Annotated in this window: 14 protein-coding genes and 1 tRNA gene; 8 read left to right on the forward strand and 7 right to left on the reverse strand. The window is 62.6% G+C overall.

The features are described from left to right. Positions 1 to 154 precede the first annotated feature (154 nt). Positions 155 to 787 (reverse strand): TetR/AcrR family transcriptional regulator, encoded by a 633-nt coding sequence (locus tag AC5ZGW_RS37440; protein ID WP_130229095.1) that lies wholly within the window; start codon positions 785 to 787, stop codon positions 155 to 157. Positions 788 to 880: 93 nt separating this feature from the next. On the opposite strand from AC5ZGW_RS37440, the gene AC5ZGW_RS37445 reads away from it, so the two are divergent. From AC5ZGW_RS37445 to AC5ZGW_RS37455, 3 genes are all read left to right on the forward strand, one after another. Beyond that, positions 881 to 1546 carry an O-methyltransferase gene (locus tag AC5ZGW_RS37445; protein WP_130229096.1) on the forward strand — a complete coding sequence of 222 codons (666 nt, stop codon included), beginning with the start codon at positions 881 to 883 and terminating at the stop codon, positions 1544 to 1546. A gap of 255 nt (positions 1547 to 1801) precedes the next feature. After that, positions 1802 to 2230 (forward strand): hypothetical protein, encoded by a 429-nt coding sequence (locus AC5ZGW_RS37450; protein ID WP_130229097.1) that lies wholly within the window; start codon positions 1802 to 1804, stop codon positions 2228 to 2230. 388 nt (positions 2231 to 2618) lie between these two features. Next, entirely contained in the window at positions 2619 to 3149 is a 531-nt protein-coding gene (locus tag AC5ZGW_RS37455; RefSeq protein WP_130229106.1) for a dihydrofolate reductase family protein, read from the forward strand. A gap of 24 nt (positions 3150 to 3173) precedes the next feature. On the opposite strand, the gene AC5ZGW_RS37460 is transcribed toward AC5ZGW_RS37455, so the two are convergent. The 4 genes from AC5ZGW_RS37460 to AC5ZGW_RS37475 all read right to left on the reverse strand — a co-directional run bounded on the left by AC5ZGW_RS37460 (position 3174) and on the right by AC5ZGW_RS37475 (position 7505). Further along, positions 3174 to 3329: a hypothetical protein gene (locus AC5ZGW_RS37460; protein ID WP_165435492.1), complete on the reverse strand. Its 156-nt coding sequence runs from the start codon at positions 3327 to 3329 to the stop codon at positions 3174 to 3176. A 22-nt stretch (positions 3330 to 3351) separates the two neighbouring features. Then, on the reverse strand, positions 3352 to 4317 hold the full coding sequence (locus AC5ZGW_RS37465; RefSeq protein ID WP_130229107.1) for a DUF1186 domain-containing protein: 966 nt from the start codon (positions 4315 to 4317) through the stop codon (positions 3352 to 3354). A 99-nt stretch (positions 4318 to 4416) separates the two neighbouring features. Beyond that, positions 4417 to 4510, reverse strand: a tRNA-Ser gene (locus tag AC5ZGW_RS37470). Between the two features lie 829 nt (positions 4511 to 5339). Then, positions 5340 to 7505: a lytic transglycosylase domain-containing protein gene (locus AC5ZGW_RS37475; protein ID WP_245474997.1), complete on the reverse strand. Its 2166-nt coding sequence runs from the start codon at positions 7503 to 7505 to the stop codon at positions 5340 to 5342. Between the two features lie 317 nt (positions 7506 to 7822). Between AC5ZGW_RS37475 and dapA the strand changes: the two genes are divergently transcribed. The 4 genes from dapA (at position 7823) to AC5ZGW_RS37495 (ending at position 10364) form a co-directional block, all read left to right on the forward strand. Then, on the forward strand, positions 7823 to 8713 hold the full coding sequence (dapA, locus tag AC5ZGW_RS37480) for a 4-hydroxy-tetrahydrodipicolinate synthase (RefSeq protein WP_130229098.1): 891 nt from the start codon (positions 7823 to 7825) through the stop codon (positions 8711 to 8713). Positions 8714 to 8773: 60 nt separating this feature from the next. After that, positions 8774 to 9187, forward strand: a complete 414-nt coding sequence (gene mscL / locus AC5ZGW_RS37485; RefSeq protein WP_028166662.1) for a large conductance mechanosensitive channel protein MscL — start codon at positions 8774 to 8776, stop codon at positions 9185 to 9187. Between the two features lies 1 nt (position 9188). Then, a complete protein-coding gene (smpB, locus tag AC5ZGW_RS37490; RefSeq protein WP_028166661.1) occupies positions 9189 to 9662 on the forward strand; it encodes an SsrA-binding protein SmpB in 474 nt (157 codons plus the stop codon). A gap of 120 nt (positions 9663 to 9782) precedes the next feature. Then, entirely contained in the window at positions 9783 to 10364 is a 582-nt protein-coding gene (locus AC5ZGW_RS37495; RefSeq protein ID WP_130229099.1) for a peroxiredoxin, read from the forward strand. On the opposite strand, the gene AC5ZGW_RS37500 is transcribed toward AC5ZGW_RS37495, so the two are convergent. Together AC5ZGW_RS37500 and AC5ZGW_RS37505 are read right to left on the reverse strand one after the other, a co-directional pair. Beyond that, positions 10361 to 11023: a uracil-DNA glycosylase gene (locus AC5ZGW_RS37500; RefSeq protein ID WP_130229100.1), complete on the reverse strand. Its 663-nt coding sequence runs from the start codon at positions 11021 to 11023 to the stop codon at positions 10361 to 10363. The genes AC5ZGW_RS37495 and AC5ZGW_RS37500 overlap by 4 nt on opposite strands. Continuing rightward, positions 11001 to 11642 carry a LabA-like NYN domain-containing protein gene (locus AC5ZGW_RS37505; RefSeq protein WP_028166658.1) on the reverse strand — a complete coding sequence of 214 codons (642 nt, stop codon included), beginning with the start codon at positions 11640 to 11642 and terminating at the stop codon, positions 11001 to 11003. Before AC5ZGW_RS37505 ends, AC5ZGW_RS37500 begins: the two co-directional genes overlap by 23 nt. Positions 11643 to 11994: 352 nt before the next feature. Here AC5ZGW_RS37505 and rpoZ point away from each other — a divergent pair, with 352 nt between their 5' ends. Continuing rightward, positions 11995 to 12387 carry a DNA-directed RNA polymerase subunit omega gene (gene rpoZ / locus AC5ZGW_RS37510; RefSeq protein ID WP_027583153.1) on the forward strand — a complete coding sequence of 131 codons (393 nt, stop codon included), beginning with the start codon at positions 11995 to 11997 and terminating at the stop codon, positions 12385 to 12387. The last annotated feature ends 58 nt before the right edge of the window (positions 12388 to 12445 follow it).

A 12445-nucleotide genomic window follows, 5' to 3' on the forward strand; every position in this document is an offset into this window, starting at 1 on the left:
CCCAGCCAGCATGGTGAATCAGAAACCGCCTGATTTGGGAATCCCAAATCGATTCAAGCTAACTTCATTCCGCTTTAAGGCGGTGGAAGCGCCGCCGCGATCATCCTTGGCCGCGGCGCTGATCGATCCGTCGTGACCGGCTCTGCCGCCGATCTCAGGCGTGCCCGAGATCCTTAAGGTAGGCGCAGAACATATCGGCCATGGCGTCGCCATAGGCATCGATCTCTGCGGACGAGCGAGGGGTCTCCGAGAACTGCCTGCCCACCTCGGTTAGCGTCGTCATGATCAACTCGCCGGCCAATGCGCGAGTTGCCTCTGATGCCTCGGGCAACGCCTTCCGCATGAAGGCCTGAACAATGCGCTCTCCCGACGCCATCGCTTCGTGTGCTTCGGGCGCATCGCGATAGAGTGGGGCGGCGTCATTGAGCGCCACACGCATCGCGGCTTCATCACACTCCGAGCGGAGGAAGGCGTGGACCAGGGTGCGCAGCCGTTCGCGCGGCGGTCTCTGGTCGTCTTCAAGGATTCCGCGCAGCAGGTCGCTCGTCTGCCGCCACTCGTCGCTCTGAAGTCGGAAGAGGATCGCCGCCTTGTTCGGGAAATACTGATAGAGCGACCCGATACTAACTCCGGCCTTCTCGGCGACGCGCGCCGTGGTGAAGCGCTGCGCGCCTTCCTTAGCCAAAACCTGAACAGCAGCATCCAAAATCGCGGCGACGAGCTCCGCCGAGCGCACCTGCTTGGGCTGTTTTCGTGAGGAAATTCGAGTACTTCGCCGATCGGTCATGGAGTGGCCTGGCAATGCGAATAGGAAATGCGACGAATTAGTCGTATTTCTGGTTCAGCGCAAGGACGCGCTCATTTCACACCGGAGACCTGCATGACCACACTGTCCACCACCCCGCTTGCGCCGTTGCTGGATCGCTTGTTCGAAGAGGCTGATGCGGCTTCGCCCGCGGCCAATTCTGCAGTGGGCGATCTCTCAGGCGAGGAACATTCGCGTCTGATGCGAAGCAAGACCGAATACCGCGATTTCTACGGCCGTCTGAAGGATCTTCCGCTCGCCGTCTCGCGAGAAACCGGCGCGTTGCTCTACATGCTGGCGCGAGGCTGCGGCGCGCGAACGATCGTCGAGTTCGGGACCTCGTTCGGCATCTCGACCCTGCACCTTGCCGCAGCCCTGCGCGACAATGGCGGTGGCCGCCTGATCACCAGCGAGTTCGAGCCGTCCAAGGTGGCGCGGGCCCGCGACAATCTGACCGCCGGCGGTCTCATCGACCTCGTGGAGATCCGTGAAGGAGACGCCCTGCAGACGCTGAGCGTCGATCTCCCTGATACGATCGACCTGCTGCTGCTCGACGGCGCCAAGGGCCTCTATCCCACGATACTGAGCCTGGTGGAAAGTCGCCTCAGGCCCGGTGCCTTCATTGTCGCCGACAACGCCGACTACAGCCCCGACTATTTGGCGCATGTGCGCTCGCCCGCGAACGGCTACATGTCGACGCCATTCGGCGGGGACGTCGAGCTTTCGATGCGGATCGGCTGAACGGTGTTTGGGACAATGGCGTGGATCGGGGATCGCGGGACGATCTCCGGCCGGCCAGCATAGGAGCGATCTTGCTGTGTCACCGCAGCCGCGCTTCGCGATCCATGCAAACGTATTCAACCACTTTTGTGTGGACCGAGGCGCTGGTCGCGGCGAGCTTGAACCGGATGACGTGATGTAGTGCTTTACCCAAGCTAGCTATTTCATTTCGTAGCCGACGAGGCGGGCTTGTGAGGGCCTCGGGGGAAGCCAACGATGACCAAGCAATGGGAATATCAGGTCCGGATCAATCTCGGGGACGAGCTTGCCGGCGTGGCGCGGCGCGATCCCGACAATCCGGCAATCAAGCCGCTTGCGGATATCCTCGCCAAACATCATGCGACGATGAAGTGTCAGTTCGATATCTTCGCCGACTATGTGGCCGAAGCTGAGAAGCGGGGTACCGAAAACTATCCGCTTTACGCATGGACGAAAGCGACGATCGAGGATCCTGAAAAGCAGGCAAAATACGTCAAGTTGTTCGCGCTCTACGTTGACGGCAATGAAGTCTATGCCAAGCCGCTCGCTGACGCGCTGGAATCGGACTTGCAGCGCCTGGTCAGCGGCAAGCTGATCACGCGCCTTTCCAAGCTCGATAGCAATCCGGCGAACTACCCGCAGCCGCCGGAACAATATCGGACGTAAAAGACGCGGCGAGCCGTCACGAGACATGTTCATGATTGCGAGGCGCTCAGAAGATCAGCAAGCGCCTGCCGGGTGGAGACGTTCGCCGCCTTCTTGAGCGCGGGCAACAGTTCTTCCGGCTCGGGTCTGCGCCGCTTCATCGTGCCAGACGACGCGACGCGGCTTGGAATTTGAAAGGCGCGAACTGCGCGATGATTTCAGGCGCTGGAAATCTGGTTACGTCTGCCATAGAGCTGCGGGCGCGGATTGCTCTATCCTGACCGTGCACTGTGCAGCCGCCAGTGTTGGGCATCTGGTTATTCGTCAAACCGACAACGCGGGCCAACTTCACTTTCTGCATCACTCTATTCATACTATCGTGAAGACCTTGGGATGGAGATTTGGCAGCATGGCAAAGATCGTCTTCGGAATGAACCTGTCCTTGGACGGTTATGTCGATCACCAGGAATTTGCGCCAAGTCCCGCACTCTTTCGTCACTGGATAGAGCACGTGCGCGACCTGACCGGCAGTGTGTACGGTCGCCGCATGTACGAGGTTATGCGTTATTGGGACGAAGACCGTCCTGAGTGGAATGCGGAGCATCACGAGTTCGCGGCGGCGTGGCGGCGCCAACCGAAGTGGGTCGTGTCGCGCTCGTTGAAGTCAGTCGGCCCCAACGCCACACTTGTTGAGGATAACATCGAGGCGGTGATACGTGGCCTGAAGGCTCGGCTTGTTGGAGAGATTACAGTTTCCGGCCCAGACCTGGCACAAAGCCTAACCGACCTTGGTCTTATCGATGAGTATCGACTCTACTTCCACCCCGTCGTGCTTGGTCGCGGCAAGCCATTCTTCGCCGGTCCCCGACCGCCGCTCCGCCTTGTTTCCACCGATCTTGTTGGCGAGGACACGGTTAGGTTGACATACGTTCCTGCTTAGTCGGCAGACGGACTGCACGACGCGTCAGGTCCGGCCCTCGGTCCGCACGGCATTGGCGTGGAGGTCGTTGGCAATCACGCGGATGTCGTGCGCCACCAGAACGGGGTCGAAGGGCTCGACTGAAAATCCCTGATCCGCGAAGTTCAGCCCTACATCGTAGACGATCCCGCGATACCTCACGACCTACCCGTTCGTTCAACGTCTAGTCTTTGCGGGCCAGGCAGCATTTCTTGGCCTTCTTGCCGCTGCCGCAAGGGCAGGGGTCGTTGCGCCCGACATTCCGCATAGGATTTTTGACCGGCTCCATCGGCATCCAGTCGCGGACGTCGAGCGGCTCGCCGGTGAAGGGATTCTCGTCATCCCAGGATTCGTCGTGATCCCCGCAGTCGGTCAACTCCAGAGCTGCGAGGGTGTCCTCGATCAGACCAAGCCGACGTTCCGTGAAGCGCTCGATATCGTCAGGCCGCTGCTCGGCTTGACGCAAATCCTCATCGAAATTCTCTCTGCTGTACGAGAAATCCGGAACAAGGCCTGCCTTCCAGGCACCCTCGGCTAGTGGTTCGAGCTCGCGCAAGCCGAGCAGTGCGATAGACTCCAACCAGCCGGCCCAGGCCTCGTTGTCCGGTTCGGCGAGCCGGCCCTCGAAGAACCGCACCAGGAAGCCTCGCGTCTGGTCGCGCTTGATCTGGCCATTCCAGGTGAGGAATGTCGCTGCACCGAACAAGGCATCACGGACGTACTGCTCTACGGAAGCGTCGGCGATGACGCCAAAGAGCGCGTCGGCATCGCCGTCGAAAGCGCCGGCAGCAATCCGCGACAAGTCCTCGGTGACGACATCGCCAAGCAGGTCGTCCACTTCACTCTCTGGCCGGCGCAACAGGCGCAGCAGCGGCTGGAAGGCTTGAGTCTGCTGCCCGCCGCCGAGAAGATAGATTCCGCGGACCAGTAACATCTCGTCTTTTTCCGTCAGCGGTTCTGCGCGCGCCGCACGCTCGAGCACGTCGAGCAAGGCGGGCGCGGATTCCTCTATCCTGACCGCGCACTGGGCAACCGCCAAGTCTGGCAGGCGTCGCTCGGTCGCGAGCAGGAAAAGCTGATCCTCAATCGGACCGATGTCGACCTCGCCGGAGCCGTCGCTCAGAATTGCTTCGAGTTCTTCCTTGCGCATGTGACGTTCCCTGGAAACGATGGTGCAGGATCGTCGTTACGCGGGACAGGGGACGATGAGGCCAACGGTAACGCGACCGAAATGGCTGCCGGAGGCAGCTGGCGGAGACGGAGGGATTCGAACCCTCGATAGGCCTTTACAAGCCTATAACGGTTTAGCAAACCGCCGCCTTCAGCCACTCGGCCACGTCTCCGGCAGCGCCGATATGCACGACGCGCGGGCGAGCCGCAAGCGGCAGATTGAGGGGACACCGGACTGTGCGTCGGCGTTGGCGCCCCGAGGCCCGATTACGCTGTGGATAACATCTGACGTTTAACACGCGACTCGATCGGACAGTATCGATCTTGAAAGCGGGGTTTCGCAATAATTATAGTTATTTCAATGAGTTATAGTAAGGGCGGCTTGCCAAGGGATGGGGCAGGCCGTCACGGCCGGCCTTCGCGGCGCTGAATCCTAACGTTACCGGTGTCGAGGGATAACGCGGACTGTCAGGCGGTTGAAAGCCCCAGGGTTCCCTGTTCCGGCAATTTTGCCTCGGCGCCTATGGCTTGCAGCCCGGCTCAGACGATCTCGCCCTTCTTCGTCCTCACAAATGGCGCTCCGAACCAGCAACACGCCGGGGAGTTCAAATCAGGACGAAAAGAGGGGGCAATGCTCGATAGGGATCGACAAGCCGAACTGAAAGGCGGCGCCCAGCGAAGAAGGGAATGCCAGATGGGCCGCTTTCTCGCGATTTTGGTTTTTGGCCTGGCCATGCCGACGGAGGTGTGGGCGAAGTGCGAGTGTCAGTGCGTCAACGGGCGGATGCAGCCGATCTGCACAAATCCCGGCGAACTTCTTCCGCCAAATTGTCCAATGACGGCATGCCCGATGACGGGGCCAACGGTCGTGCCGATCCAACCTCCGCAACCGCCGCCGCCCGGGACTTCCGCGTGTTCGCAACAGCAGGGACGCCGCGTCTGTCGTTAAGCGCGCTGCGCGGGACCGCCAACCTGTCCCGCCATTCGCCACTCGCTATTCGCCTATTCGACGCTGGCGCCGCGGTGGAGGTCGGCTTCGATCTGCAGCCGCGTGCCGCCGCCGAACCGGGCGCGATAGACCTGCAGGTTCTCCATGATCCGTTGCACATAGTTGCGCGTCTCGGAGAATGGAATCAGTTCGACCCAGTCGACCGCGTCGACCTTGGGATCGCGCGGGTCACCGTAGCGATCGATCCATTTCCTCACGCTGCCGCGGCCGGCATTGTAGGCCGCGAAGGTGAGGATGTAGGAGCCGCGATAGTCCTCGAGCAACCCACCGAGCTCGGCGGCGCCAAGCGCGGCGTTGTAGACCGAGTCGGTCTTCATCCGGTTCAGATCGAACGCGACGCCGGCGCGCTTGCAGACGTAGCGCCCCGCATCCGGCGTGACTTGCATCAGGCCATAGGCCTGCGCCGGCGAAACCACGGCCGGATTGAATGCGCTCTCCTGTCGCGCGATCGCATAGACGACGCTTCGCTCGACTTCGGGTCCGATCGACCTGAAGGACGGAATTCCGTTGATGGGATAGGCGTAGAAATCGAACGGCAGACCACGGTTGAGCGCGGCCTTGCCCATCAACAGCATCCCGCGGGCGTCGCTATAGCGCGCCGTCAGCTCGCCGAGCCCGACCAGCGCGTCGGGGTCGCCGTTTTCACCCATGTCGGCGAGCAGGGGAACCGCGAACTCGCGCGCATCGACCTCATAGAGCAATTGCGCCGCGCGCACGATTTCCAATCGCTCGACGCCGCGGCCGCGTGCGCCCGGGACGCCGTTCAGCTCGATCTGCGGCAAGCCAAGCTTGGCCCGCGCGAGCTGGCCGTAATAGCTGGTCGACTGCTCGGCCGCGCGTAGATAGGCCGCGCGCGCCTCCTGGTTGCGACCGGCGGCCTCGGCGGCGCGGCCTTGCCAATAGCCGGCACGCGCCAGCGCGGTTGGATTGACGCTGCCAACGCCGATGCGGGCAAAGTGCTGCGCGGCGAGCCCGGGATCTCTGAGGAAGCGCAGCGCGATCCAGCCGGCGGTGAACTCCTGCTCGGTCTTGTAGATGTCGCGGGCGGGTAGCGCTGCATCGCGCGCGATCAGATAGGCGCTGCGGTTCTCGCCGACGTCGATCATCTTGCGCGCCAAGAGGCGTCGCTCGATCCACCATTCGTCGACATTGAACAGCCTCGCCGGATCCTTGGGCGCGCTCAACATCACCTGCGCCGCTTCCGCGAATTTCTCCTCGCGACGGAGCAACTGGATTCGGGCGAAGAGATAACCGGTATCGCCGTGCAGTTCGCGCGGCACCGCCTCCAGCAGCGCCCGCAGGTTGGATGCTTTCTTGTTGGCGGCGATCCGTGCCTTGGCGAGCGCGAGATAGCCCGAACCCAGCCGCTTGGCCGCCCGCAGGCCAGCAGCCTCCTGCTCGGTGCCATAGAGCATGGTGTCCATGCGCGCCTTGTGATCACCGGCGGTGAGCAGAGGGCCGAACATGTCCAGCGCGGTGGTCTCGGTGTCCTCGCTCATGGGATCGCTGCGCCAGGCTTCGCGCACCAGCCGCTCGGCATTGGCGCGGTCGCCGCGGGCGAGCATCGCCTTGGCCAGCGCGAGCCGGCCCTTGGCGGACAAGGGCGACTCGTTTTCGAACCACGCCCAGACTGCTGCATCTTCGCGGCGGTCGTCCCACAGCGCGGCCTCGAGGCGGCGGCGCAGGAAGGTCTGCGAGGGCCAGCTCGGATTGGCCGAGATGAAGGCGCGGTAGCGCTCGACCGAGGCGCCGTTGTTTTCGCTGCGCAGGATCAGCCACTCGGCGAGCTTTCGGGCGACGGGATCGGAGATCGTCGCCGCGACCTCGGTCGCATCGCCGGACTTCTGCTTGCGGACGAGCTCGATGACATTCTCGAGCGCGTCCTTGTCGCTCTGGGAGGTCGATGAGGTCGCGGCCACGGCGGCCGGCACCGTCGGCTTGATCCGGGCCGGCGCCGCATGCTGGCGCGTGGCTGGCGCCAGATGGGGCGGGGGCGGAGCAGGCGTGTTGGACGATGTAGCTTTGGGAGGGGCGGTATTCTTGGCGGCGGCGGCGGTCGCGGGCGCGGTGGTGGCAGGCGTGGTTTTCGGAACCACGCTGCGCGCGATCGGCCGTGGTTTCGGCAAGGGAACATTTGGACCGGCCGCGGCTTCTGCCATCGCGGCCAAGGCGAACGCCAGCACCAGCGATGTTGCCAAGGCGGTCGATCGCAATGCGGCTGCGCGGGGGGAAGGGGTCACGGCTTTCCTCTGCGGCGGCGAATCATCTGATCGCTGAGGCCTTAGCTGTATTTGATTGAATATGTAGACAAATTGCTAAAAGTGTCGCGGGAAGCGAATATTTGCGCCATGACAGCGGCAAAATCGCGGCTCGCAATGGGAGGGGGACTGCGGCCCTTTCGCCTCGCCGCCGGACCCGATATGAATCGGCCTTTCTGACCCGCGCGCCGCAACCCTTAAGTGTTTGGAGGAAGTCCATGGCAGCCAAGACAAAATTTCGCGGCTCGTTCACCGCTTTGGTGACGCCATTCAAGAACGGTTCCGTGGACGAGGCGGCCTTTCGTGGCCTCGTGAACTGGCAGATCGGCGAGGGCACCAACGGCCTGGTTCCGGTCGGAACCACGGGCGAGAGCCCGACGCTCAGCCATGACGAGCACAAGCGCGTGGTCGAATGGTGTGTGCAGGAGGCCAAGGGCAGGGTGCCGGTGATCGCGGGCGCCGGTTCCAATTCGACCAAGGAGGCAATCGAGCTGTCGGAGCACGCCGAGCAGGCCGGCGCCGACGCCGTATTGGTCGTCACCCCCTATTACAACAAGCCGACCCAGGAAGGGCTCTACCAGCACTTCAAGGCGATTAACGATGCGATTGGAATACCGATCATTATCTACAATATCCCGCCACGCTCGGTGATCGACATGTCGGTCGATACGATGACGCGCCTGTGGGAATTAAAGAACATTGCCGGCGTCAAAGACGCCACCGCGAGCATGGTGCGGGTGTCGCAGCAGCGGGCGGCGATGGGCGAGGATTTCAACCAGCTCTCGGGCGAAGACGCGACCGTGCTCGGCTACATGGCCCATGGCGGCCATGGTTGCATCTCCGTGACCTCAAATGTGGCGCCGCGGCTGTGCGCCGAGTTCCACGCCGCCTGGCAGAAGGGCGACGTCGCGACCGCACTGAAGCTGCACGACAAGTTGATGCCGCTGCACACCAACCTGTTCATCGAGAGCAATCCCGGGCCGGTGAAATACGCGATGTCGTTGCTCGGCAAGCTGGAGGAGCGGCTGCGGCTGCCGATGGTGCCGGTGTCGGAATCCACGCGCGTGGCGGTGCGCAGCGCCATGGTGCACGCCGGCCTCATCAACTAAAGCCGGACGGGTTGCGCCAATGACTGGTCCGGTTGGCCAGGCGAGGAGAAGGGGCTTCGCATGCTGAAGGAGTTCCAAGAGTTCGCAATGAAGGGCAATGTCGTCGACCTTGCGGTCGGCGTCATCATCGGCGCGGCCTTCGGCGCCATCGTGAACTCCCTGGTCGGCGACGTCATCATGCCGATCATCGGCGCCATCACCGGCGGGCTCGACTTCTCAAACTACTTCACGCCGTTGGCGAAGTCGGTCACTGCCAACAATCTCGCTGACGCCAAGAAGCAAGGTGCCGTATTGGCTTGGGGCAGTTTCCTGACGCTGACCCTGAATTTCCTGATCGTCGCCTTCGTGCTGTTCATCGTGATCCGGCTCATGAACCAGTTGAAGCGCAAGCAGGAAACGGCGCCAGCGCCGCCGAAATTGACCCGTCAGGAAGAACTGCTCACCGAAATTCGCGATCTCCTCAAGAAATCCTGACGTGGCCGAGAAAAACGAACGTCCGATCAAAGTCGTCGCCGAGAACCGCAAGGCGCGCTTCAACTATGCGATCGAGGACACCATCGAGGCGGGCATTGCATTGACCGGCACCGAGGTGAAGTCGATCCGCGGCGGCAAGAGCACGATCGCGGAGTCCTATGCGGATTCCAAGAACGGCGAGATATGGCTGATCAACGCCAATATCCCGGAATACCTGCAGGCCAACCGCTTCAATCACGAGCCGAAGCGCCCGCGCAAATTGCTGCTTCACAAGAAGCAGATCAGCAAGTTGATGGGCGCGGTCGACCGCGAGGGCATGACGCTGATCCCGCTCAAGCTCTATTTCAACGAGCGCGGTCGCGCCAAGCTGTTGCTCGCGGTCGCCAAGGGCAAGAAGCTGCACGACAAGCGCGAGAGCGAAAAGAAGCGTGACTGGGGCCGCGAGAAGGGCCGCCTGCTGCGCGCGCGGGGCTAACGCTTCCATGTCCATCCGTCATTGCGAGCGAAGCGAAGCAATCCATAGCGCCGCAAGCGGAAGGATGGATTGCTTCGTCGCTTTCGCTCCTCGCAATGACGGCGGATGGAGAATAGCCCAATGAACCAGAAGAACCTGCTCGAAGTCGACTGGAGCAAGATCCCCGCGCCGACCGATGATGGTGACGCCGCGCATCTGAAGGGCATGGCGATCCCGCCGGTCAGCCTGGTGGCGACCGACGATACGTCAGTGTCGCTGTCTTCGCTGAAGGGGCGCACCGTGGTGTTCGCCTATCCGCGCACCGGCGAGCCCGGCAAGATCGCGCTGGTCGACGACTGGGACATGATCCCGGGCGCGCGCGGCTGCACGCCACAGACCTGCGCCTTCCGCGACCTGTTCGCCGAGCTCAAGGCCGCCGGCGCTGCCCACGTGTTCGGCCTGTCGACGCAGAGCAACGAATACCAGACGGAAATGGCGTCACGCCTGCATCTGCCGTTTCCGGTGCTCTCGGACGAGACGCTCGAGTTGACGCACGCGCTCAGACTGCCGACCATGGAGGTGGCGGGGCTGACGCTGATCAAGCGGCTGGCGCTGATCATCGACGACGGGCGTATCACCCACGTCTTCTATCCGGTGTTCCCGCCCGACCGGAACGCCGGCGACGTCCTTGAATGGCTGCGGGAAAATCCGGTAACGGGCTAGCCCAGATCCTTCCGCACCTGCGCAAAGACATCGCGGAACATCTTCGGCGTGAGCACGCCAGTATTCGTGTTGTAGCGCGAGCAATGATAGCTGTCGTAGAGGCGGATGTTGCCGGCCTCGTGCACGGCGGCATGCGTAAAGGGCGCGGCGGCATTGCGCAGGCCGAGCGCCTTCACCGTCGATTCATGCGCGATGCGGCCGAGCAGGACGATGGCGCGCAGTCTTGGCATGGTCGCGATGGTCGCTGCCAGGAACTTTCGGCAAGTGTTGATCTCGATCGGCAACGGCTTGTTCTGTGGCGGCACGCAGCGCACGGCGTTGCTGATCCGGCAATCGACCAGCCGCAAGCCGTCGTCCGGCCGCGCCTCGTAGACGCCCTTGGCAAAGCCGAACTCCAGCAGCGTCGCGTAGAGCAGGTCACCCGCATAGTCGCCGGTGAAGGGGCGCCCGGTGCGGTTGGCTCCCTGCAGCCCGGGTGCCAGCCCGACGATCAGCAGCCGCGCCTCGGCATCGCCGAAGGATGCCACCGGCGAATTGAACCAACCCGGCTGCTTGGCACGCGCCTCGGCGCGAAACTCGGCGAGCCGCGGACAGAGCGGGCAGTTGCGGTCGGGTTCGGTGGAGGCGGGAAGGAGGCTAGTCGTCGAAATCGTCGTCATCGGCCCGGGGCGCCGTGGTCGTGGCGCGCTGCAGGAATTGCGGCGCGTGGTGGCGAGACTCGCCGCGCTCGCGCGGGGCCGGGCGCTCAGACGGGTCGCGGCCGAGCTTGGATTGCAGTTCCACCAGGTCGGTGAAGACGTCGGCCTGGCGGCGGAGTTCGTCGGCAATCATCGGCGGCTGGCTTGCGATGGTCGAGACTACGGTTACCCGGACGCCGCGCCGCTGCACCGCCTCGACAAGCGAGCGGAAATCGCCGTCGCCGGAGAACAGCACCATCTGGTCGATATGTTCGGCGAGTTCCATCGCATCGACCGCGAGCTCGATGTCCATGTTGCCCTTCACCTTGCGGCGACCGCTGGCGTCGATGAACTCCTTGGTGGCCTTGGTGACGACGGTGTAGCCGTTGTAGTCGAGCCAGTCGATCAGCGGCCGGATGGACGAATACTCCTGATCCTCGATGATCGCCGTGTAGTAGAATGCGCGGAGCAGGGTGCCGCGGCTCTGGAATTCCTTCAGGAGGCGCTTGTAGTCGATGTCGAACCCGAGCGTCTTGGCGGTTGCATACAGATTGGCTCCATCGATAAAGAGCGCGATCTTGTTGGAAACGGGTGACGACATCAAAGTTTCTCGCCTTTTGTTAGCTTCTCGGCGCAGCGGCGACGAGCCGCGCACCTTAATTCTGCGTTGCAGCCTAAAGTCCGGTGAATCTTCCCCCAACGACAGTCACCATCGCAATTATGGTGAGGCGAGGGCGAAATACCTACACTTTTGACGATGCAATGAAGTGAGTTACTTGTCCACAACGGCGTCCCGCCGCGTTACGGACGCTCCGGCCTTCTGGCCCCGTCACGGGTTAGCAGAGGTTTGGGCGAAGGCAAATCACAAATTTAATGTTGCGAAACCCCGCCTCGCCCTATAACTAACGCACAATAATCAGCAAATTCTGTCCCACTTAACGGAGCGACAGCATATGGCGCGCGTCACCGTCGAAGATTGCATTGATAAGGTCGACAACCGGTTCGATCTGGTCCTGTTGGCTGCCCATCGCGCTCGGATGATTTCCTCGGGATCACAACTCACGGTTGATCGAGACAACGACAAGAACCCGGTGGTATCGCTCCGCGAGATCGCCGACCAGACCATTTCCCCGGAGGACCTGCGCGAGGAACTGGTGCACTCGCTGCAGAAGTTCGTCGAGGTCGACGAGCCGGAGCCCGACACCGTGCCGCTGATCGGTTCGGCTGGCGCCAGCGTCGATGCCGATGATACCGAAGTGGCGATGGAGCGGATGACCGAGGAAGAGCTGCTGAAGGGCCTCGAGGGCCTCGCGCCGCCGGAGGAGCAGCCCGAAGAGGACGAATAGGTCCTCGCTGCGGTCACCCAACAGGGTTGAATTGGCTGAAGGCCTGGGCACTGCCCGG

The organism is Bradyrhizobium sp. Crot121, assembly GCF_059512385.1.